This is a genomic window from Streptomyces sp. AHU1 (assembly GCF_045343905.1).
GTDB classification, from domain to species: domain Bacteria; phylum Actinomycetota; class Actinomycetes; order Streptomycetales; family Streptomycetaceae; genus Streptomyces; species Streptomyces triticiradicis.
In genome coordinates this window covers 604257-626645 of record NZ_CP174284.1, presented here as the reverse complement: position 1 = coordinate 626645, position 22389 = coordinate 604257, and the positions used below count along the sequence as shown (strand labels likewise).

At 66.4% G+C, this 22389-nt stretch carries 13 protein-coding genes and 3 pseudogenes; 9 read left to right on the top strand and 7 right to left on the bottom strand.

Features of this window, described 5'->3' with window-relative positions:
* Window positions 1-31: 31 nt before the first annotated feature.
* The 3 genes from ACICHK_RS43585 to ACICHK_RS43575 form a co-directional block, all read right to left on the bottom strand.
* Window positions 32-1450, bottom strand: coding sequence for a hypothetical protein (locus ACICHK_RS43585; RefSeq protein WP_406841872.1), 1419 nt, complete (start codon window positions 1448-1450; stop codon window positions 32-34).
* Window positions 1447-1974, bottom strand: coding sequence for an RNA polymerase sigma factor (locus tag ACICHK_RS43580; RefSeq protein ID WP_406841928.1), 528 nt, complete (start codon window positions 1972-1974; stop codon window positions 1447-1449). Before ACICHK_RS43580 ends, ACICHK_RS43585 begins: the two co-directional genes overlap by 4 nt.
* Window positions 1975-3117: 1143 nt before the next feature.
* Window positions 3118-3279 carry a hypothetical protein gene (locus ACICHK_RS43575; RefSeq protein WP_406841871.1) on the bottom strand — a complete coding sequence of 54 codons (162 nt, stop codon included), beginning with the start codon at window positions 3277-3279 and terminating at the stop codon, window positions 3118-3120.
* 104 nt (window positions 3280-3383) lie between these two features.
* Here ACICHK_RS43575 and ACICHK_RS43570 point away from each other — a divergent pair, with 104 nt between their 5' ends.
* Complete coding sequence (locus ACICHK_RS43570) at window positions 3384-7286, top strand: tetratricopeptide repeat protein (protein WP_406841870.1); 3903 nt, start codon at window positions 3384-3386, stop codon at window positions 7284-7286.
* A gap of 384 nt (window positions 7287-7670) precedes the next feature.
* Here the strand turns inward: ACICHK_RS43570 and ACICHK_RS43565 are convergent, their stop codons facing one another.
* Window positions 7671-10046, bottom strand: a complete 2376-nt coding sequence (locus ACICHK_RS43565) for a UvrD-helicase domain-containing protein (protein ID WP_406841869.1) — start codon at window positions 10044-10046, stop codon at window positions 7671-7673.
* Window positions 10047-10270: 224 nt separating this feature from the next.
* Here ACICHK_RS43565 and ACICHK_RS43560 point away from each other — a divergent pair, with 224 nt between their 5' ends.
* The 4 genes from ACICHK_RS43560 to ACICHK_RS43545 all read left to right on the top strand — a co-directional run bounded on the left by ACICHK_RS43560 (window position 10271) and on the right by ACICHK_RS43545 (window position 13053).
* Window positions 10271-10825, top strand: coding sequence for a DCL family protein (locus ACICHK_RS43560; RefSeq protein WP_406841868.1), 555 nt, complete (start codon window positions 10271-10273; stop codon window positions 10823-10825).
* Window positions 10826-11032: 207 nt separating this feature from the next.
* Complete coding sequence (locus ACICHK_RS43555) at window positions 11033-11950, top strand: hypothetical protein (protein ID WP_406841867.1); 918 nt, start codon at window positions 11033-11035, stop codon at window positions 11948-11950.
* Window positions 11951-12121: 171 nt separating this feature from the next.
* Window positions 12122-12289 carry a hypothetical protein gene (locus tag ACICHK_RS43550; RefSeq protein ID WP_406841866.1) on the top strand — a complete coding sequence of 56 codons (168 nt, stop codon included), beginning with the start codon at window positions 12122-12124 and terminating at the stop codon, window positions 12287-12289.
* Between the two features lie 317 nt (window positions 12290-12606).
* Window positions 12607-13053, top strand: a complete 447-nt coding sequence (locus ACICHK_RS43545) for a hypothetical protein (RefSeq protein WP_406841865.1) — start codon at window positions 12607-12609, stop codon at window positions 13051-13053.
* 328 nt (window positions 13054-13381) lie between these two features.
* On the opposite strand, the pseudogene ACICHK_RS43540 reads toward ACICHK_RS43545, so the two are convergent.
* A pseudogene (locus ACICHK_RS43540) lies at window positions 13382-13690 on the bottom strand (transposase); the annotation flags it as partial.
* Between the two features lie 231 nt (window positions 13691-13921).
* Between ACICHK_RS43540 and ACICHK_RS43535 the strand changes: the two are divergent.
* Window positions 13922-14842, top strand: a pseudogene (locus ACICHK_RS43535) (IS110 family transposase); the annotation flags it as partial.
* Window positions 14843-14919: 77 nt separating this feature from the next.
* On the opposite strand, the pseudogene ACICHK_RS43530 reads toward ACICHK_RS43535, so the two are convergent.
* Window positions 14920-15636: pseudogene (locus ACICHK_RS43530) on the bottom strand (IS6 family transposase).
* A gap of 321 nt (window positions 15637-15957) precedes the next feature.
* Window positions 15958-16962 (bottom strand): LacI family DNA-binding transcriptional regulator, encoded by a 1005-nt coding sequence (locus ACICHK_RS43525; protein WP_406841864.1) that lies wholly within the window; start codon window positions 16960-16962, stop codon window positions 15958-15960.
* A 275-nt stretch (window positions 16963-17237) separates the two neighbouring features.
* Between ACICHK_RS43525 and ACICHK_RS43520 the strand changes: the two genes are divergently transcribed.
* Genes ACICHK_RS43520 through ACICHK_RS43510 form a run of 3 tightly spaced genes read left to right on the top strand, consistent with a single transcriptional unit; the run spans window position 17238 to window position 22331 of the window.
* Window positions 17238-18176, top strand: a complete 939-nt coding sequence (locus ACICHK_RS43520) for a BMP family protein (RefSeq protein WP_406841863.1) — start codon at window positions 17238-17240, stop codon at window positions 18174-18176.
* Window positions 18177-18198: 22 nt separating this feature from the next.
* Window positions 18199-19851, top strand: coding sequence for an ABC transporter ATP-binding protein (locus ACICHK_RS43515; protein ID WP_406841862.1), 1653 nt, complete (start codon window positions 18199-18201; stop codon window positions 19849-19851).
* A complete protein-coding gene (locus ACICHK_RS43510) occupies window positions 19848-22331 on the top strand; it encodes an ABC transporter permease subunit (RefSeq protein ID WP_406841861.1) in 2484 nt (827 codons plus the stop codon). The genes ACICHK_RS43515 and ACICHK_RS43510 overlap by 4 nt, the downstream gene beginning before the upstream one ends.
* Window positions 22332-22389 lie beyond the last annotated feature (58 nt).

Sequence of the window (22389 nt, the reverse complement as noted above, 5' to 3'; positions counted from 1 at the left end):
GGGCCGCCACCAGCGGCCGCGCTCTCCTGGTTCACTTTGTCCCAGTGGTTCCCGGCATGGTGCTTTCGAACTCGACGAGGACGGCGGCTTGGTCCTCGGAGGAAGGGGGCTCGTGCAGGGCGCGGGCGAGGCAGCGTCGTGCCACCTCGGGCATTCCGGCCCGCATGGCCTCGCGGGCGGCCTGGCGGAGCTGGTCGACGACCCAGGGGTCACCGTCGGGGCGGGTCTCCACCAGATGACGGGCGGCTGCGGAGGGCCCGAGCCCGGCGTCGATGATTGCCTGAGCAGCAACACCGTGCAGAACCAAGCGTACGGCGTCGGGCATCGCCCGGTAGACGGCAGTGGCGATGACCGGATGGACAAACTCCAGCACATCGCTGCCGGTGAGGATGCGGGTTTCGCGGAGTCGGTCGGTGGCGTTGGCGGCTTCCTCGGCGCTGAGGCCCGCCACGGTCGCGGCGATGGCCGGGGAGATGGAAGTGCCGAGGACGGCGGCGGCCCACGCCATCCGGACTGTGAAGGAGTCCAGGCGCTCCAGGCGGGTGATGAACGCCCTGCCTCTGCCTGCGGCAGTTTGGTTGCGCAGATTCTCGGATTGCACGCCCTGGACGAGCTTAGAGGTGAGTTCGATGATTTGGGCGGGTCCTGTCCACAGCCACTCGTGCTCCCCGTGCTTTTGCAGCAGGGACTGCAGGTCTTGAATGACGTTCTCAGCGGCGACGATTACCTCGACCTTGGCAGGATCGTCGCCGGTCACGGTTCGGCACCCGTCCCAGGACCCGGGCCGCTGGTGCTGGCCGAAGTGCGAGGCCGCAGGTGCGGCCTCCCCCGTGTCGGGCAGCGAGACCCGCTGCAGAGAGGTGGCGCCCAGGACGCAGGCGAGTGCCAGCGCGGAGCTCTCCTGGGGCGCGCTGCTGTGCAGGCGGCTGACTTCCTCGCGCGCGTCGGCGAGGGTACGGTCGGCTTCCCGGCCATTGGCGGCTAGCAACTCGTCGGCTTCTTTGCGGGTCGCGGCCTTGATCTGCGGCGCCACGTCGTCCTTTGCCGACGTGCCGAGTTCCGAGGCGTCCTGGCATAGCGCCGCAGCCGAGTCCGGCGCCGAGAAGTCGTTCGACGCGGACCTCATGCTGGCATCGAGATTCACGACGTGGCGCCAGTCCGTGTCGCTGTCGGCGCGCAGTTCTGCGTGGTCCAGTGTCTCCTGGGCGCCGGGCACCTGATAGCGGGCAGCAGTGAGCAGCCACTGCTTCGCGGCGGGCAGGTCGCCGCGGTCCAGGTGCTCCAGGCCCCGCAGGTAGGCATCGTGGCCGAGGACGGCACGATCGGCCTCCCGGTCCAGGTCAGCGGCTTCCTGAGGACTGAGGTGATCCAGGCTGTCCATGACCGCAGCGAAGCCTGTGGCCAGTTCGTCTTCGGTGACCTCGAGGTGCTGGTCCTTGTCGGGAGTCACTGGCGCACCTCCTGCGGCACAGTTGCGGGTCGGTAGGAGTCCATGGAAGGCATGGTTCGCAGCATGGCCATTGCCCTCTTCAGCAGCTTCTTCACCGTATTGACACTGATGCCCATCTCGGCGGCGGTCGTAGGGACGGTCAGGTCCTCAAGGTGATGTAGGCGCAGCGCCTGCCGCTGCCGCTCTGGGAGACCGGCCAGCGCTTTTTCCAGGTCCAGGCGTAAAGGGTCTGTTATGTCGGCGAGCAGGGGCCGTACGGCCTCGACCAACCCGGCCAGGTCCTCGTGCTCCACCACGAGCTCCTGCCTTCCCGGCCGCTTCTTCCAGAAGTCGGCGATGCAGGTCCGGGCGATGGCGTACAGGGCCTGACTTGGGTCGTCGTATTCGGTAAGGAACTTCTCGAACTTTCTGAAGAACAGCCGCCAGATGTCCTGGCACACATCTTCTGCTCCTGCCCGTTCCCCGACCCTTCGCATTGCATGCCGTAGCAGCCGCGGGTGCTGAGCTCGATAGAAGGCCTCCATGGCCGTGCGGCGTTCGCTGCCGTCGACCAGACGGCCTGGGCCACCCTCCGCCGAACTCACCGGCGCTGTTCCTCGCCTGCCGATTCGATATTCCGGGTCTCCCCCGCGAACCTGGCGGGCGCGCCGAGATCAAGCGACCATTCCCCGCCCCCGCAGCGATGCCTCGCTCGCACCGCCCGGCCGTCCCCAGCCAGCACACCGGCTACCTCCGCCATTGCCCGACGCTGCTCCCGGGCCAGTTTGACCCGGCTACGGAGCACCACGCTGACCAAGCCACCCAGGCCGGCGATCGCCCCCCAGACGGCCTCGGCACCCACCGAGTGGAGCACCTCGGACCTCCCACCCTTGCTTTCCTGAAACCCTGACACCCCCTATACCGGTCCCAGACCCCATAACCGGGTACCCCGCCCGGAAAAATTCTCTGCGGCGGCAGTGGGATCGCGCTGACGCGCCCCGGCCGTCGACGACGGTCCCGGACCTGCCCGGTCTGACGTCGCATGGCTCCCGCCTTTGCCGGGGCGACTGACGCAGCCGGTACCGGACTCCGGGGACACGCCGGGAGCCGGAGGCCGGGAACGGGAATGGCCTGCGTGGTCCTGGTGCGTGCGAGCAGCAGGAAGTTCAGCAATTGGCCCTGAACAGCGCACAAGCCGGAACCCGGCGCTGCGCCCCAGCCTGCTCACTCTCTGGGCATCCCGGCCCAGGATCGATGGTGCGATGCCACGTGCAGTCCGCACGCCAAAGGCCGCACAGAACCCAGACGCGCATGAGGAACGATTTCCCCAGCCACTGCGGACGAGCACGCTGCGGTCGAGTGACACTGACTGGCACATCCGGCCGGAGCAAAACTGGCGACAAGTGCGACCAGCGCTGGGCGCCACGATCCGTAGGGCAGCCGCGGGTACGCCTTGCTCACGCTTGGCCCCTGTCATCAGGGTAGCCGCGCGGGCCACAAGCCTCGCTAGCGGCGCTGACCTCGTCCTCATTTCGGGTGGTGTCTCGGCGAACGATCTCGAAGCCGCCCTCTCCAGGACAATGACCGAGGCAAACCAGAAAAAGTCGTCCTCGTGGCCAGCACCGTCCGCTATGCAGGGCTGCGCCCGCCAGGAGATCCTGGCGGGCACAGCCCTGCATAGCGGACGGTCAACGCCGTTGCAGCCCGTGCCAATAGCGAACCGCTCGGTGGACGGCTACCGCAAAGCTGATGCCTGCCGCGCCCAGTTTCAACGCGAGGGCAGCTTCGGGGAGCCAGTCCCGAGCGGTATCGGCGTGGGTGAGGATGATGGTCAAAATCGTCGTCAGCATAATCGCTCCTGGGTCGATTCGAGGGACTGGACCGACCGTGCCGCGCTGCCCGTCCAACGTGGTCCAAGATGGAAACTGGACATCTGCGAGCAGGGGAGAGCGAGTTGCAGGAGGGAGAGTTGGCTCCGTCACCGGAATCCTGGAACACGGTCCTCTTCGAGCTGTACAAGCTGGTCGAACGTCCTGGAGTCAGGGCTGTTCAGGATCACGCAGACCGGGCTGGCGCTGGGGGAACGCTGTCGAAGGCCACAGTGGGCAATCTCCTCAACGCGACCACGAATCCCCGTCGTTCCTCGGTCGAGGCCTTCGTCGCCGGGTGCCTGCACTACGCGCGTTCCAGGAAGCCCCCCATCGATCTGCCCGGCGAAAGGGACACGCAGAACTATTGGATGAGGCGTTACGACCGCGCTGCCGAAGGGCGGGTCGGCGCGCGGGGTGCAAGAGCGTCGGCTGTCAGGTCGGCCTACCACGAACTGGTGCTGTGCATCGCGCCTCCCGAACTTCTTGGGCGAAGCGCAGAATTGGCTGCGCTTGCCGAGTTCTGCACTGACCCGGACGGCCGGTCCCATCTGTGGTGGAGGTCGCAGGCCTGGGCGGGCAAGTCAGCGCTGCTGTCCTGGTTCGTGCTCAACCCACCTCCTCGGATCCGTGTCGTCTCGTTCTTCATCACCGCCCGCTTCGCTGGCCAGAGCGACTGGCTCGCGTTCACCGATGTCGTGATGGAGCAGATCGCGGAAGTCCTGCGCCAGCCGCTGCCCGCGTACCTGCCCTACGCCACCCGGGCGGCACACCTGCGGCGCATGCTTGCCGAGGCCGCGCTGTACTGCCGCGAGCGGGGCGAGCGGCTGGTGCTGGTGGTCGACGGCCTGGACGAGGACCGGGGGGTGACCGCCGACCCCGACTCGTACAGCATTGCCGGGCTGCTGCCAGCCGAGCCACCGCACGGCATGCGCGTCGTGGTTTCGGGCCGGCTGAACCCGCCGTTGCCCCGCGACGTTGCAGCCGACCATCCCCTACACGACGTGGGGTCTGTGAGAACGCTGCGGCCTTCCGAACACGCCCGTGTCGCCCGCAACGACATGGAACGTGACCTCAAACGGTTACTCAACGGCACCTTGCTGGAACAGAGCCTCCTCGGGCTGATCACTTCCGCCGGTGGCGGCCTTACCGGCGCCGACCTGTCCGCGTTGACTGGTGAACCCGTCTGGAGGATCAAGGATCACCTGCACGCGATGGCCGGACGAAGCTTCGTAGCCCAGGCCAGCGGCTGGCGACCGGGCACCGAATCCCTCGCATACGTCCTCGGACACGAAGAGATCCAGGAGTCGGCACGCCAGCACCTGGAGGACGCGGGGATGGCACGCTACCGGCAGCGCCTGCTCGCCTGGGCGGATCGCCACCGTTCCGAAGGCTGGCCTACCGGCACGCCCGAGTACCTGCTGCGCGGCTACTTCAGCATGTTGCGCGAGACCAAAGACCTGCGCCGGCTGGTGGCATGCGCGACCGATCGCCGCCGCCACGACCGCCTCGCGGATGTCACCGGTGGGGACACAGCGGCACTCAACGAGGTCAACTCCGCCTACGAAGCACTGCTGGCGCACGACCCCGACAATCTGACCACCCTGGCGGGGCTGGCCCTGTACCGGAGCGGGATCGAGCGGCGGAACGCCAACGTTCCCGTCGGCCTGCCTTCGGTGCGGACGGTGCTCGGCCAGTCACTCCGGGCGCTGGCGTCGGCCCAGTCGATCCCCGACCCGGAGCGGCGTATGCAGGCGCTTCTGGGGATGGCCGAACCCCTCACCGCCGCGGGCAACATGGAGCACGTGGAAGCGCTGGTTGACTCGGTGGAAGACGCCGAGTCGCAACTGCAGTTGCTCTTCTGCGTGATCGCGTGCTTCGGCAAAATGGGCCAGCAGGCCGCAGTCCGGTCCATGTTGGACCGGGCCGCATCACTCATCACGTCGTTCAATGACGTGGAACGTCAGCTCACCTCACTGGTGACGCTGGTGGAAAAGGCCACGGACGCGGGCGAGGACGGTGAGGCGCTCCGATGGGCCGAACATGCTGTCCGCGTGTGCCAGGGCTGCTTGCGGCAGGAGGCGCACCGGGCCGCGTACGCACGTGCGTCGGCGTACGCCGGAGACTGGCACGCCGCCGAAGCGGCGGCGCGGTCGATCGACGATGAGAACGAGCAGGGCACTGTCTTTGTCGCGCTCGTGACCGCCGCAGTCCGGCAGGGCGACATCCCGAAAGCGGAAAGACTCAGCCACGCCGTACAGGTCGAACCAGGGCGGTCCGCTGCGCGTAGCGAGGTCGTGCGCGCCCTGATCGCGAGGGGCGACCTCGTACGCGCGACGCGGGCATGCCAGGCGATCTTCAGGCCTGAGAGGCTGGCGGATTCACTCATCGGCGTGGCCGGGGCGTGGCAGCGGGCCGGCCACACCGATCGAGCGCTGTCGGCCGCCGATGAAGCGCTGGCCGCCGCACGTCAATGCACCGACCGGGCCCAGGTGGTGGGGCTGAACGGTGTCGTGCCGCTCTACACCGAAACCGGCGCGCACGAGCAGGCGCGCGCCGTGTGCGACGAAGCAAGGGCAGTCGCGGAGTCGATCCGGCCCGACGATAACCGGCACGGGGCCATGTCGTCGATCGTGGCAGCCGGTGTCCTCGTCGAAGGAGAAGAGGCAGTCGAGTCATGGTGCAGGACCCGGGCGGAGCCCAGTGAACGTTTGGTGTTGATGACGGCTCTGGCCCGGGAGCTGGCCTCGGCGGGTGAATTCACACGGGCGGGGAAGCTGGCCGACGAGATCGAACGCGACGCACGTGCGGTGTCGGATCCCAGGTCGTCGGCGCTGAGTCTTAGCAGGCTGTCCTGGTGGACCTCAGAGGCTGGCGATCTGCACGCTGCCTGCGCCGTGGCCGAGGAAGCTGCAGCGCAGGCGGTGCGGATCACGGACCCCATCCGCAGAGAGAGCGCACTCAGCGGGGCGATCCAGTGCCTGGCCCGAGCAGGGGCGACCCGACGTGCCGAGTCGCTCGCACGCTCGGCCCCTGGAGGACACACGGCTGTCCCGTTGGCGAGGGGGCTGATTCGGGGAGGCGAGGTGGAACGCGGAGAGTCGGTCGTGCGCATGATCGACGATCCTTGGAAGCTCGCCGACGGGTTGGGCAGGATTGCGTCCGCGCTCGCCGACGTGGGCGAGTACGAGCGTGCCGAGCGCATGGCCAGGTCGGTGGGGGACCGTTTCCTATGTGCCACTGCACTGGTCAGAACGGCATCCGCGCTGGCATTTGCCGGAGAAGAAGGCAGGGCCCGCAGCCTGATCGATGAAGCCGAGGCGGCGATCCGGGTGATGGGGCACAACCTCGGCATGGTCGAGCACTTCAAGATCTTGGCAGGAGCAGCGGTCCGGGTCGGGGATCGGGACCGTGCGCTGGCCATGGCCGACGAGGCCTTGAGAATCATGCCGAAGATCATCAGCGCGGACCGAAGATGCGCCGGGTGGTCATGGATCGCCGAAATCTTCGGTCTCGCGGGAGACCCGTCGGGTGTGGAGCAGGTGGGCACAATGATCGCCGAGGACGACCACACCGAGGAGGTGGAAGACGACGAACTGGCCGGGTACCTGGCGATCGCCCTCGCCCGGGCAAACAAGCCGGATCGCGCGGAGGGCGTGGCCCGGTCGATTGCCGACCGGCTGCAGCGCGCGAAGGCGCTCACCAAGGTGGCCATCCTCTTCGCGCGGGCTGGCTACGTCAACCGAGCGGAATCGCTGGCCGCCTCCATCGAAGACCGGCAGCAGCAGTCCATCGCGCTGACGGCGCTGGCGGAGGTGACCGCACCGGCTGTCGCAAGGCGGCTTCTCGCAACGGCGCTGCGCTCGATGCCCTGGGACGACGGCCTGCACGTGTTGGCCCGGCTGGCTCCCGAAGCCGTGCACGCCCTCGCTCGTGAGGTGTTGCGGGACCACGCCCGCGACGTACAGACACCCGCAGCTGACGAGTAGTCGGTGCCGTTTGTACTCAACGTTCCTCGCGCCCTTTTGCGCGCTCTAGCCATCCTTCTTCGGGATACTTCGCGTGGGCCGCTGCTCCGGAGCCTGTCCCAGCACTCACCTCTTCCCGGCTCGACCTACGCCGAAGCCACCTTGGCGACAAGGCGCCTGCGCCACTTCTCCAGGCGCTTCACGGTCCGATACAGGCCCATCGGTTATGGCGATCACTGCTGGGGAGAGGCAGGATCGAGTGAGTCGAGCGCTCCGCGGCTGGCGGGCACCGAAACCTGCAGCAGGACGGGGCAAGGGCACATTGGCCGTGCGTATCCACTCCAGATAGCAGACCAAGTGGATCCGGCGCAGGTGCCGCTCGCTGTGGGGTGGGCCGTGAGCGGGCTACGCGGGGCGGCCCCGCAGGTGTGCGCGTAGTGCCGCACGCAATGGGGGCAGCGGGGTCCGGGCACCGAGCATGGTGAGGAACTCCGGGACCGTCCAGCGGATGAGGGCGCCTTGGCGGGAGAGGTAGAAGCCGACGTCGTGGATGGCGTAGCGGTCGTCGTAGTCGAGGAGGAGGTATCCGGCGAGTTGCTGTACCTCGTCGCGTCCGACGCGGTGGGGCCGGGTGAGGGCTTTGCAGTCGATGAGGAGGCCGTTGGCGATGAAGTCGGCGTCGGCCTTGACGTCGGCGCTTCCGGCGAAGGTCGGCCCGCATACGCGCTGCTGGGCCGGCAGGCTCCGCAGGGGGGCGAAGGGCTTGTCTGCGAGTTTCATCTGCTCGTCGATATCGTCGAGGACGTAGCTGGGGACGGCACTGGTGACGCCCTTGACAGTGGTGTGCTCGTCGACCTGGGCGAGGAGGTTGCGCTTGCGGGGGAAGGAGCCGTTTCGGTAGACGGCTTCGAAGAAGCCGGTGACGAAACAAAGCCTGGTCAGTTCGTCGTCGTCGAGTCGTCGGGACGTGTCTGTCAGGTGGGCGTGGAGGCGGCCCAGGACGCTGGTTCCGATCGTGTGGAGGTTGGCGCGCACTGCGGGGGCGGGTGCTCCGTCGATGGGCAGGTCGCTGCCGATCAGTTCGACGCCGGCGATCGCTGCGGGTCCTGGGTCGGAGCCGAGGCTCAGGCGCAGCCGGTAGTCGATGGTGTGGCCGAGGGCGGCGTAGTCGGGGCGGCGTTCGTTCATCGGCTGGACGGGGTGGGGCAGGCCGCGGATGTGCTGGAGGTAGGAGGCAATGACGCGTTCGGGGTGGGGAAGGTGCCTGGCCAGGAACGTGGACATCGGGGAGCGCGGGTATTTCAGCTGTCCGGTCAGTGGCAGCCGGGCCAGCGCGATGCCGTCGGGGGTGGCGTCTGCTGTCGCGGCGGCGGCGTGCGTCTGGAGCCGTTTGATGCCGGTGATGTCGAGGTGGGTGCGGGCTCGGGTGACGGCGACGTAGATGAGGCGGGCGGCGGCCGGGTGGACGTTGCGCGGTAAATCGTCGTCGGGTGGGGTGAAGCCTGCTCCGATCCGTACCCGGTTCCACTCACGGCCCTTGGCCTTGTGCACGGTGGACACGACGACGCGGGCCTGTGCCTCGTCGCTCATCCGCTGGACTGTGCGGATAATCTGTTGGGGGCCGTAGGTGTCCACGAGGTCCACGATGGCTTTGAGGTCGGCGGCGGCAGAGTCCTGCTCGGCGTACTCCTGCACCTCGCCCCAGGAGGAGAACAGCGCGAGGTCGTGGTGGGAGGTGCGCCGTCCGGCCTGCAGGTCGATCGCCGCTTTCGCGATGTTTAGCAGGGGCTTCCCGCCGCCGACCAGGGCGACAGGCACGCCCCGGTCCAGGAAGCGCAGGACCTCGGCGAGGGCGTCGGCATTGCCCCGGCACAGCACCGCGTCGGGGACGTCCACCTCGGTCACCTCGGACGATTCGGCGCCGTGGCCGGTGAGCTGCATCGTGGATGTGGCCGCGCGGAGCCAGTGGTTGGCCACCTGAGCGATGGCCGGCCCGAACCGGAAGGACTGGGTGAGCTCCATCTGCGCGCCGGGAAACCCGCTCATGATGTCCTTGGCGTGACGCCATTCGTAGATCTGCTGGGAGGGATCGCCGACGCAGACGCGCTGGGCGTCCTGCGCGAGGAAGATCTCCTCGAGGACCGGGTTCGTGTCCTGTGCCTCGTCCAGCAGGATGTAGTCGGCGCGCAGCCGGGGCCGGGTGAGCGCCCACATCTTGAGGTAGTGGTCGTGCTTGAACGGCAGCGTGCCGCTGGGTGAGCAGATGTCGTCCCAGGCCCACCGGGCCCGGGGCAGCAGGAGTTTCGCGAGGTATTGCTGGCCGTGGTCGTCGAGGCCGTGGACGGTGCCCAGATGACGTGCTGCGACCTGCTCTTCGGTGGAGTAGCAGACGTGCTTGACCATCTCCATCACCAGGTGAGCGAGCGTCGTCACCTTCAGCCGGCGCCCGCCGACGGCGAGGTCGCGGTCGATGCCCAGGAGCTGCGCGGTGCGCCACAGGGGCATGTGCTGCGTAGCGTCCAAGCGGGCCTTGAATCGGCTCCCGAGCGCCCGGTAGGCCAGCCCGTGGGACGTGCTGCAGTGCACGCTACTGCCGAAGCGGGTCCTGGCCTCTTGCGCGATGGGCCTGTTGAAGGCGATGTACATGCCGCGGCGAGAGGTTGCGGCACCCATCATCACCAGCGTCGAGGTCTTTCCCGTACCGGCACCTGCCACCAAGGCAAGATCATGGCCGGCAGCGAAGCTGTCCCGTGCTGCCGCCTGTTCCTCAGTCGCCTTCACTGCCACCCCGTCGTCCCCTTATCCCCAAGTCTGCTGCTTGCTACGGCTGCCAGTAGGCCTCGGCCGGACCGGCTTTCGGCTGGTGGGCAGCATGGCAGCGTGCACTGACACCTTGTCAGCGTGAAGGGCACAGAAGTTTGGGGTTTCGAAGAGGCGACCGGAAAGTACGGTGTCTTCGGCTTCGCCATGCGCATTCCCGGTTGCCTGCGTCGAACGGAGTACCCGTGCCCCAAGGCATCACCATCGGTGCGACCCGCTACCCCACCAAGGAAGCCGTCCGCAACGTCTGCCGCGGCATCGTCCAGCGATACGGCGCAGGTTGTGACATCACCGACCCCGACGACGATGCCTTCTGCCGCGACCTGCTCGAACGCCACCCCGAATACGACCTCAAGCGCGGAGTAGGCATAGCCCACTTCCGCGTCATCGCCCACACCGACCACGGCCGCAGAAGCGTCGGGATCGCCCTCGTGCGGCTCGACGGCGAAGTGGCCGACTTCTCGTGGAACGCCTGCCTGACGCCGTTCAGCCAGCGCACCCAGGTGCTGGCCGCCCTGCGCCACGCGGTTGCCGAACAGGTGACCAACGCACGGAACGCGGCACTCAACTCCGGACAACCACTGGTCTGCTCCGTCACCGGAAAACCGATCCCGTCCGCAACCGAGCTGCAGGGTGGGCCTTGTCCCATGGTGAGGTTGCCGACGCTTCAGTCCCAGTTCCCAGAGCTCGCTATGACTGCCGGACGCGAGCAGATGTCATACCTCGGCTTCCTCTCCTAACTCCTCCTCGCCGAGGGCGACGTCCGGGGCCGGAGCCGCTCGGAATACCGCTGACCAGCCCTGCGGGTACAGATTGAGCAGTGGGAACTCGCGTCAAGGCTTGGTCTCTGCGAGGGACATTGAGATCCGGTAACGGGATACGGAAGAGGCTCGGTCACCAGGCAGTATGGCCAAGCCTGTCCGCGTACCGACCCGGGAGCTCCACCAATGCGCCGCGTTCTCGTTGCTTCCGCCCTAGCGGGGATTGTCGTCACGGTTGCGGCGGTATCCGGCTGCTCCTCCGCCGCGTCCACCTCGGGGCAGAACGCCAGTGCGGACGTGAGGGTAGGCGTGTGCGTGATGGCCGAACCCTCCGATCTACAGGGCCATCAGATCAATTCGGCATCCTGCGCCATCACGGTCAGCAATCGGGCTGCGTCCATGCGGGCCTACACGATCGATCTCACCTGTACCAGCTCGGAGAGGACGACTCCCTTCGCTGCGGGCTCGATGCTGTACTACGTGCCGGCCGGACAGCACACGATCTCCAGTACTGGCATAGCAACGAGCGGCAGCGACCAGGACATGACCTGCCAGACGCGGTCGGCCAAGGTGCGCGACCTGGCATCCGACGACGGGAGTCCAGAGCCGTGGCCGTCGCCCTCGGGTGCTCTGGCTGACGCTCTGGATGCGACTGGCCCGGATGCCACGTCTACGCCCAAGGACCCTGCAGCAGACGCGGCCGCATCCGCACAAGCCGAAGCATCCCAGTCCGCTGCCGCCGAGGCGTCGGCCTCGGGCAGTGCGGCTCGCGCCACTCTCCAGCACCGGGCGTTGGCCCGTACCTACACGCTTGTCGACTACGCAGTGAAGCTCACCAACGTCGACCCCTCCGGGTACGACGTTGACGACCAGCAGATGTACATCGCCGGCACGGTGACCTCCCACTCCTCCGATACCGGCACAATGAAGCAGTTCGGCCTCGTAGTCACCCTGCTGCGCGCGAACGGCTCCGTCGACACCAGAGGGACACTGTGTGTCGAGCTGATGGGCGGCACCTCCGACATGGTTGACACCACCACAGACGGCGGCACACCCGACTGGTCCTCGATCCGTATCACGCGCAGCCCGTCGACGCCGTGCTGACGAAGCCAGCGGTTGTTGGCATTCGTCCGGCCCTTGGGAGTGTCGAGACGAAGGCCGCAAACCGCAGCGATCTATCACGCACGCTGTAGGTGAACCGGAGCATGGGCACCGCGCATCGCCTTCCTCGACGCGGTCAAGAACGTCACACGGGCCACACTGTCGCCCGATTCAATGCGTTCTCGTACGCCGTCAAGTTCGTGCTGGTCCCTATCTGGATCGCGCCGTCCCGTACGCCGCGCTGAGGGGGAGGCACCCGGGCTCGGGCCCGCCTCCTTCACCAAGTTCCTCTACCTCACCGTCCTCGCGCTGGAGCCCGTCACGGCGTACGGCATCGAGTAGGCTCTCAGCCCGCAAACGGCGGCATTACACAGTGAGGTGCGACCGCTGGAGCAGCGGTACCCGCCGCTATGATCCGCGTCGTACCGAATGCCAGGTGGCGACCCCGCTTTCATCCCCCACAGAAACCGGCCGAACAGCGCCTGCCGCAGTCACCTCGCTGAATGTGAAAGGCAGCCATGACCCGCTGGTTCCGTCCTGCCATAGCCCTCTGCGCAGCCGCGCTCCTCGCCGCCGGCTGCAGCAGCCGAGCCCCTCAGCCTGCTGCAGCAGCCCCCACGGTCACGGTCACCCAGACCATCACGACCACCCCCACATCGATGCCAGCACCTGAAGCCAGCCACACTTCGGCCACCCCCACGCCGACCGTCTCCTCGACGCCCGCGGCAGCCCCGGCCCCCACTCCGCAGGGATCGGTCGCCCTGACCGAATGGCACGACGGCGACGCGACGAACAAATGCGTCAACGTCATGACCGCCTACGAGAACCGCTCCGACACCGCAGTCATCTCCATCACCCAGAAGTTCCAGACCCTATACACGCCCAAGCACGTTGACGGCGAGTACCCCGACGACGTGGACGGCCCGGTCAAAACACTCACCCAGGACGCGGGCATCCCCCCATACGGAACCCGGACCCTGTACTGGCAGGTGTGCGCGCCCGAACTGGCTTCCAAACAGAACCCCGTTCCGCCGGACGGCACCGACTCTTTCATGTCTGAGATCGGCGCCCAGCCTCGCGCCACCGCCTGGGACTGGGCGCAGTAGATCGCCCCGGTCGCGGCTAACGATGGAATTCCACCCCTTCACCGATCGCGCTCTTTCGGGCTTGGAGGAGACCCAGCCGTCCGTCCTCAATTTCGAAGCAGTCGGATGCGGGCACCGCCGGCCTGCTCGGTCTTCTCCTCGAATACGGATGGAAGGTTCCACGCCCCAGCCCTCAGTCGCGCTGCAACCGGCCAGCCCTCCGGCCCCTTCCCCTGGGAGATGATCACCGCCCGCCTCGAAGGGCGCGGACGCACCTGGATGCCCGACAGCACCTTGACCGTCGATGACCAACGTTCCATCCGCACGAAGGCCGGGGTAAGACCGTGTCCTATGTGGTGAGGCGGACGAGTCGTTTGTAGCAGCAGAGGGCGGCGGCGAGGCCGAGGAATGCCAGGTAGTTGCGGGGATTGCGTTCGTAGCGAGGACTCAGGCGTCGGTAGCCGGAGAGCCAGGACATGGTTCGCTCGATGACCCAGCGACGGCGCCCTAATCGTTCGCTGGACTCGATGCCTTTGCGTGCGATCCGGACTCCGATGCGTTTGCCGCGTAACCATTTCCGCAGGTCGGCGCGGTCGTAGGCTTTGTCGGCGTGCAGGCGTTGAGGCTTGAAGTGGCGGCCGTTGCGGGGGTCGTGTCTCCTTACGTTGTTCCTGAGGGTTGATTCCGGTCACTCGTAGGATCGGAAGGCCCAGGGATGCTGGGTGTGGCTGCGTGTCTCCAGCCCGGTGGTGGCTTCAAACGATTGGCCGCCCGGCATCCCGTGACGACTCGGCCACTCATTGGGATGCGCGGCAAAAGATCGCTTGGTAAGGACACGCTGGCGAGGTCGTCTGCTGGGACGGATTAAGGAACGACTTCGGAGGCGGCCGTGCCCCAACTGTGGGCTGGTGTGGATGCAGGCAAGGCCGAGCACCACTGCGTGGTCCTCGGTGCTGACGGCAGGCGGAAGCTGTCGCAGCGTGTGGTCAACGACGAGAATGCATTGCTCAAACTGATCAGCGATGTGCTCGAGTTGAGCGATGGTGAGGCGGTGACGTGGGCGATCGACCTCAACGCCGGCGGAGCTGCGCTGATGATCGCGCTGCTCACCGACAACGGGCAAAAGGTCCTCTACATCCCCGGCCGCACCGTCCATCACGCTTCTGGCTCCTACCGGGGCGATGGGAAGACGGACGCGAAGGATGCCTTCGTCATTGCAGATCAGGCGCGCATGCGCTGTGACCTTCAACCAGTACACCGCGGTGACGACATCGCGGTCGACCTGCGATTTCTCACCTCGCGTCGCTTGGATCTGGCTGCGGACCGCACGAGAGCCATCAACCGGCTGCGGGCCCAGATGCTGGAGTACTTCCCAGCTCTGGAGCGAGCCTTCGACTACAAGGAGTCGAAGGCGTCCTTGGTGCTGTTGACGGCCTACCAGACTCCGGCTGTCCTTCGGCGGATAGGGAAGAACCGGCTCGCGACCTGGTTGAAGAACCGCAAGGTCCGCAATTCCCAGCTGATTGCTGCCACCGCGGTCGAGGCCGCCGAGGCCCAGCACACCGCCGTGGCTGGAGAGAAGGTGGCCGCCGCGGTGGTGGCCAAGCTCGCGCGGGAGGTGATGGCCCTCGATACAGAGATTGCCGAGACCGACGCCCTGATCGAGAGCCGGTTCCGCGACCACCCACACGCCGAGGCCCTCTTGAGCATGCCCGGCATCGGATCCGTCCTGGGCGCCGAATTCATCGCCCACACCGGCGGAGACATGAGTGTCTTCGGGAGTCCCGACCGCCTCGCCGGTGTCGCCGGCCGGCGCTGTCACGTTGTTGGGTGTGTGGGTGTCTGACGGTGTGTCGGGGCATGGTGGGCCTGCTGTCCAGGCGGTGTTCAGGCCGTGGTGGGTCGGCTGGCAGCGCCGGTGATCTGGTCCCAGACAGCGAAGCGGATGGTCATTTCGGCGCGGTGCTGGGTGGCGGTCATCAGGTGGCGGCGGGGCCGGAAGTGGGGTGAGATGCCGCTGAAGGCGGACAGGAAGCGCTGGGCCGCGCCGACGCTGCGGAAGCCTTTCATCGCGTGTTCCCTCTGGCGGGTGGGCTGGTGGCTGTTCTCCGCCCGGTTGTTCAGGTACTTCGACTGCCGGTGCTCGACCGAGGACATGACCTCGCGGTGGGCGGCGCCCTAGGAGCGGAGCTTGTCCGTGACGACCACCCGGGGCACCGTACGGGCCTTCTTCATCAGGCGGCGGAAGAACCGCCTGGCCGCGGCAGTATTCCGGCGGTCCTGCACGAGGATGTCCAGGACGTTGCCGTCCTGGTCGACAGCCCGCCACAGGTACTTCAACTCGCCATTGATCTTGATGAAGACCTCGTCCAAGTGCCATTTGTCACCGGGCTGGGGCCAGCGGCGGCGCAGTCCATTCGCGTAGGCCTGGCCGAACTTGGCGCACCAGCGGCGCACGGTCTCGTAGGAGACGAGGACACCGCGCTCCAGCATCAGCTCCTCGACCTCGCGGAAGCTGAGCGGGAACCGGAAGTACAGCCACACGCAGTGGGAGATCACCTGGACCGGGTACCGGTGCCCCCTGTACGACGGCGACGCACTCATCACGGATGCCCCCTCCCAGCATGACCAACCACAAGATCATCCCACCCAGTCAGACAACGTGACAGCGCCGACGAATGACCCATGGTCGAAAGATGCGCGCTTGCCGACTGCCTGAACGTGGGCTAGCTTGCATCCAAACGTTTAGACAGAGCGGTGAGCGCGCCGTTCCCCGTAAGAACACGGCGGCAGCGCACTCACCTCGACCCTGGCGTGGCAGCCCTCATCACCTTGGGGCGGCTTCTCAGGGACGGGGGGTCGGCAGCCCCCTGGGGGCTGCGTGCCTTCCATCGGAAAGGGGCAATGTCGGCAAAGTGCACTCTTTTACAACTGGTGGACGCTCCTCCGCGGAACGAGGTTCATGGGGACGACGTGGCTGGCGTTTTCCTCGGTGGATGCGGCGGAAGGTTCTTGGCCAAGGAGAAGTCGTACCGCCAGCTCGCCGAGCATGGCGAAGTCCTCCTGCACCACGGTAAGAGGTGGGGCCGTCAGCTGGGTCTGTTCCGTTCCGTCGATCGAGATCAGAGAGAGATCGGTGCCGATGCGCCGGCCGCGTTCGAAGGAGGCTCTCATGACACCTAGGGCGAGTTCGTCGGTGACAGCGCAGATTGCTGTCACGTCGGGGTGCTCGGTCAGGAGCCGGGAGGCTTGTTCATATGCCTGCTGCCGTAGATCACGGTCGCTACATCGCACCGGCGGGATCCACTGTGGCGCGCCCTCGGCAGCGAGGGCGTCGAGGAAGCCACGGGTTCGTGTCTCGATGGGACCTTCGTCCTCGCGCGGGCCGCTCAGGCAGGCAATGCGTGAATGCCCTTTGGACAACAGATGCTCTGCCGCCAGGCGCCCGCCGGCGGCGTCGTCCGCGACGACTGCAGGGATGTTGAGGTCGATCTTCCGGTGGACGGAGGTGACTGGCATGCCTGTTTCAAAAGCATGCCGGAGCCCTTCAGGTACCTGATGGTCGATGGGGACCAGCAAGATGCCTTCGACTTGCAACTGGAGGTAAGTGTCTACGTACGCGGCCTGCCGGGCGTGGTCGAAGTGGGAGCTGCCGACGAGTACTCTGAGATCACGTTTGTATGCGGCGTCTTCGATGGCTCGCGCCATTTCGGAAAAGAAGGGGCGGGCTAGGTCCGGGAGGACAATACCGAGAGTTGACGTCTGCTGGGTCTTAAGTGCTTGCGCGAGGGCATTTTTTCGGTAACCTAGGGTTTTCATGGCTTCGAGAACGCGTTTTCGTGTTTCCGGTGCCACCGGCCTTGGGCCATCGTTGACCACATAACTGACGACCGTCCAGGATGTGCCCGCGAGTTTCGCGACTTCCTTCATGGTCGGACGTCGACGCCGCGGTGCTGATTCAGGTTTTTCGACTGTCACCGGGAAAATTTCCCCCTTCCTCTATTGACTGCTTCAAGTTCACACTATCACACTCATCTAAACGTTTAGATAAGGAAGGAGGGCGTCAGATGAGAAACCGTCTTAGGCTGATACAGCTGGCGTCGGTCGGAGTCGCGGCAGTGGTCGTGACAGGGTGCGGCACAAAGCCTGCGGAGCAGCACAGCAGGGCGAGCGATGCCACATCGGCGGCGTACCAGGCGTGTCTGGTGACGGACACCGGCGGCATCGACGACAAGGGCTTCAACGCCTCGGCCTGGGCCGGCATGCAGGAAGCCCAGAACGCAGGCGCCGCCAAGGTCAAGTACGTCACCTCCCAGTCGGAGGACGACTACGTGCCGAATCTGGCAAATCTCGTCGCGCAGAAGTGTGATCTCATCACCACCGTCGGAGGGCTGATGGCGCAGGCGACGGCAGATTCCTCTAAGGGAAATCCGTCACAGAAATACGCCATTGTGGACTCTGCAGGAAACGGGAAGAATATTCGAGGTCTGCAGTTCAATGCAGCCCAGAGCAGCTTCCTGGGCGGCTACCTGGCAGCCTCCTACTCGAAGTCTGAAAAGGTGGCGACCTACGGCGGCATGAATGTCGGTCCGGTCACTACCTTCATGGATGGATTCTGGGAAGGGGTGCAGTACTACAACAAGCGGAAGCATGCCGACGTCCAGGTGCTGGGCTGGAACGAGAAGACCCGGCGCGGTGTCTTCGCAGGTGGCTTCAACGACCAGACGAAGGGGCAGCAGCTGGCGACGAACTTCGCCCAGCAAGGCGCCGATGTCGTCTTCCCTGTTGCTGGCGCGACAGGCCTGGGCACGGCTGCCGCCGCGAAGTCGAGCAACGGCAAGTACTCCGTTCTGTGGGTAGACGTGGACGGCTGCAAAGCCGTTCCGCAGTACTGCAGCGTGTTCCTGTCCACCGTCTTCCGCGACGTGACAGCAGCCGTACGTAAGGCCGTGGTCGACGGATCCAAGGGGCAGGCGACGTCCCGTGACTTCGTCGGCACGCTCGCCAACAAGGGGACCGGTCTGTCTCCGTTCCACGACTTCGAGTCCAAGGTGGACGCGAAGGTCAAGGCGGAGCTCAACCAGATCCGTGCGAGCATCATCGACGGCTCCATCAAGATCACTTCACCGTCGCAGCCGAAGTGACCCGGCGGGAGCTCTGATCACGATGGCAACCACCATTCCCCGTCTGGAATTGCGGGGTATCACCAAGCGATTTGGGGCGCTGGTCGCCAACGACCAGATCGACCTGACCGTGATGCCCGGTGAGGTCCACGTGCTGCTCGGTGAGAACGGTGCGGGCAAATCCACGCTCATGAACACCCTTTTCGGTCTGTATACGCCAGACAGCGGCCAGATCGTCGTGAACGGCCAGGTACAGCAATTCGCCAGTCCCCGCGACGCGATCGCGGTAGGTATCGGCATGGTGCACCAGCACTTCATGCTCATCCCCGTCTTCACCGTCGCGGAGAACATGATGCTCGGCCGCGAATGGACGAGCGGCCCCCTCGGGCATCTCTCCCTCAGCGAGGCACGCCGCCGAATACGTGAGCTATCAGACTCCTATGGTCTGTCAGTGGATCCCGACGCCGTCGTCGGTGACCTGCCCGTGGGCATGCAGCAGAGGGTGGAGATCCTCAAAGCACTTATGGGCGGGGCCGAAGTGCTCATCCTTGATGAGCCGACCGCGGTACTCACTCCGCAAGAGATCGACGAGCTGATCCGGGTCATGCGCCAGCTACGTGAAGCCGGCACTGCTGTCCTCTTCATCTCCCACAAACTGCGCGAGATCAAAGCGGTAGCCGACCGCATCACTGTCCTGCGCCGCGGGCGGATCGTCGGCCAAGCCAGCCCGGGCGATTCCGAACAGCATCTCGCCTCCCTGATGGTGGGCAGGGAGGTGTCCCTTTTGGTCGACCGGCCAACCGCCGATCCCAAGGACCCCGTCCTTACCGTTTCCGGCCTCGAGATCGACAGCACTCTTGGCACCCCAGCTGTCGCCGGGGTGGACTTGACGGTACGGGCTGGAGAAATCGTGGCCCTCGCAGGTGTGCAGGGCAACGGCCAGGAAGAGTTGGTCGAAGCACTGCTGGGGCTGCGTCCGGTCCGCGCGGGCAGTATCGAGGTGAGCGGCTCGCCGCCCCTGGTTCTGCGCGGGGCCGCGGACGATCCGACCACAGATGACCTGCTGCGGGCCGGTGTCGGCTACGTCCCCGAAGACCGTCAGCACGACGGTCTGGTGGGCTCGTTCAGTGTCGCCGAGAACCTCGTTCTTGATCTGCACGACCAGAGCCCCTACTCCGGGCGATTTCTGATACGTCCGGCCGAAGTCGAGGCCAACGCGGCAGCACGGATCGACGAGTTCGACATCCGTACCGGCTCCGCGTCTGCGGCGGTCACCACGCTGTCCGGGGGAAACCAGCAAAAGGTGGTCCTCGCCCGCGAAATGTCCCGCCCGCTGCGCCTGTTGGTCGTGTCCCAGCCCACACGTGGCGTCGACGTGGGAGCACAGGAATTCATCCACCGGCGACTGGTCGCGGAACGGGACCGCGGGAGCGCGGTACTGCTGGTGTCCACGGAACTGGACGAAATCCTCGCCCTCGCGGACCGCACCGTCGTCCTTTACCGCGGCCGCGTGATCGGCGAATGCCCAAGCGGCGCTACCCGCGACGAGGTGGGGCTAATGATGGCTGGCGGATACCGGGCCCAGCCCCGCGCCGAAGCCTCCGCGCGCGCGACGCACCTGTCCGGGGCCGACGGCGCCTCGGCTCCCACGGGCGCATCTCCCCGCGACCCTCTCCAGGAAAGCTCCCGATCATGAGCACGATCTTTGCGACGCCCACCCGGAAGCCGGATCCCAGCACCTCCCAGCCCAGGCCGTCCCGCCTCGCGGGCTTGGCAGTTCCCGTGCTCGCAACGGTGCTCGCCCTGGCGATCGGAGCCGTCATCATCGCGGCGGCTGACGAACGCGTACGCGGTGCGCTGGGCTACTTCACCAACGCACCCTCCGACACCTTGGCCTATGCGTGGTCCGCAGTCAGCGACGCCTATGCGGCCCTCATCCACGGAGCGATCTACGACCCGTCCCGATCCGCCACCCTCACCGAAGCCCTCAGCCCGATCACCCAGACCCTGACCCAGGCAACGCCCCTGGTACTCGCCGGACTCGGTGTGTCCGTCGCGTTCCGCAGCGGCCTATTCAACATCGGAGGCCAAGGCCAGACAATCGCCGGCGCGATGGCCGCCGGCTACGTGGGCTTCGCCGTCGACCTCCCGATCGTCATCCACCTCCTGGCCGCACTCGCTGCAGGCCTGGCCTTCGGTGCGCTATGGGGCCTTCTCGCTGGGGTACTGAAGGCACGGGCCGGCGTGAACGAGATCATCACCACGATCATGCTCAACTACGTGGCGCTGTACGTGCTGCGCTACCTGCTCAGCCTCGGCGCAGTGATCCAAGCCCCTGGCGCTCAGGCCAGCCGTACCGTGGACACCAGCGCCCGCCTGCCCCACCTCTTCGGCGCCGGCTTCCCCCTCACGGCAGGCACACTCCTCGCACTGGCCGCCGCCTACGTCACCCGCATGCTGTTCACCCGCACCACGCTGGGTTTCAAACTCCGCGCGGTGGGCGCGAACCCGGCCGCTGCCCGCACCGCCGGCATCCCTGTCGACCGGCTGACGATGACAGCCATGGCGCTGTCGGGAGCGCTGGCCGGACTCGCCGGAGCCACCCTGGTCCTGGGCGGCAGCACCTCCTACCAGATCACTCCAAACATCGACTCCGGTATCGGCTTCGTCGCCATCACTGTGGCCCTGCTGGGACGGCTCAACACCGGCGGCATCCTGCTGTCCGGACTGCTGCTCAGCGCACTCAACGTGGGCGGCGCCTACATGCAGTCCGTCACCAATGTTCCCGCCGACATCGTCACCATCATCCAGGCCCTGATCATTACCTTCATCGCAGCACCCCGACTGATCAGCGCAGTCTCACGGCTCAAGCTGCGCGACAGCGACCTGCTGGCCTCGGCAACCAGCCCTGCCGTCGCAGTAATGCGCCAGCGCAGCGAACGCATCCCCCGCCACGTCACCGTAGGCGCGTTGCAAATCGCAGCCGCTGTCGCAGCAGCCGTTGTCTTGTTCACCAGCAGCCGAACCGCACGGCCCGCCCCCGTCTCCTTCTCCCTCGCCGACAGCACCTTGAAGACACACCCGTGGTTGATCCCCACTCGCGAAACCGTCCTCGTGCTGTGTGCCCTTGCCCTCTTGGCCGGCATCGGCCGCCTCACCCGGCGACTGCCCGCTCTTATCTGCGCCCTTGGCAGCATCCTCCCACTGATCATGGGCGTCATCCTGTGGTCGATCGCCGGTACGACTCAGGGCATCAACATGGTTTCTCTTCTTCAGGGAAGCCTCTTCCCCGCCGCGATCCCACTCATCTTCGGCACACTCGCCGGAGTGATCGGAGAACGTGCGGGATTGGTCAACGTCGCCCTCGAAGGCCAGTTGCTCCTGTCAGCCTTCGGCGCCGCCGTCGCTGGCTCCCTCATCGGAACCTGGGCCGGTCTCGCGGCAGGCATATTCTCCGGTGCCTGCATGGCAGCCCTCCTCGGGCTACTCGCCATCCGCTACCTCGTCGACCAGGTCATCGCAGGTGTCGCCCTGAACCTTCTGGCCCTCGGACTGACCAGCTTCCTCTACCTCTCGGCGCTGAGCCTGCACGCCAGCACGCTCAACTCCCCTGCCTACTTCGGCGTATGGAGCATCCCGGGACTGAGCGCTATCCCCGTCGTAGGCCCCGTGCTCTTCAGCGGAACCATCTTCCTGTACCTCGCCTACACCGCCGTCGCAGCCTGCGCCTACGCCCTGTTCCGTACCAAGTGGGGGCTGCGGGTCCGTGCCGTCGGAGAGCACCCGCGCGCCGCTGACACCGTCGGTATCAACGTCCGCCGCACTCGCTGGCATGCTCTTCTGATCGCCGGTGCCCTTGCCGGCCTCGGCGGCGCATTCCTGACCATCGGCACCGGATCCGCCGGAACTTTCCAGATCAGCATGTCCGCCGGCAAGGGTTACATCACCCTGGCCGCCGTCATCTTCGGCCGCTGGCGGCCTCTCGGCGCTGTCGGCGCCGCCTTGCTGTTCGGCTTCGCCGACCAGCTGCAGAGCCTGCTGTCCCAGGCCGGAGCCCCCATAAATTCCAACCTGCTCCTGGCCCTGCCCTACGCGGCAACCCTGCTGGCCGTAGCCGGCTTCGTAGGACACGTCCAGGGGCCCGCCGCCGGCGGACAACCCTATGCCGGTCGGTGAACCGCCGCCTCTCCCGAAGCCCGGCTTCCCACCACCAAGGCACCCCCAGAGCCGCACA

Coding starts and splice junctions, on each gene's coding strand:
- ACICHK_RS43580 (WP_406841928.1), bottom strand. CDS start 1,974: ATGGAGGCCTTCTATCGAGCTCAGCACCCGCGGCTGCTACGGCATGCA.
- ACICHK_RS43575 (WP_406841871.1), bottom strand. CDS start 3,279: ATGCTGACGACGATTTTGACCATCATCCTCACCCACGCCGATACCGCT.
- ACICHK_RS43555 (WP_406841867.1), top strand. CDS start 11,033: ATGCGCCGCGTTCTCGTTGCTTCCGCCCTAGCGGGGATTGTCGTCACG.
- ACICHK_RS43550 (WP_406841866.1), top strand. CDS start 12,122: ATGCGTTCTCGTACGCCGTCAAGTTCGTGCTGGTCCCTATCTGGATCG.
- ACICHK_RS43545 (WP_406841865.1), top strand. CDS start 12,607: ATGCCAGCACCTGAAGCCAGCCACACTTCGGCCACCCCCACGCCGACC.
- ACICHK_RS43525 (WP_406841864.1), bottom strand. CDS start 16,962: ATGAAGGAAGTCGCGAAACTCGCGGGCACATCCTGGACGGTCGTCAGT.
- ACICHK_RS43515 (WP_406841862.1), top strand. CDS start 18,199: ATGGCAACCACCATTCCCCGTCTGGAATTGCGGGGTATCACCAAGCGA.
- ACICHK_RS43510 (WP_406841861.1), top strand. CDS start 19,848: ATGAGCACGATCTTTGCGACGCCCACCCGGAAGCCGGATCCCAGCACC.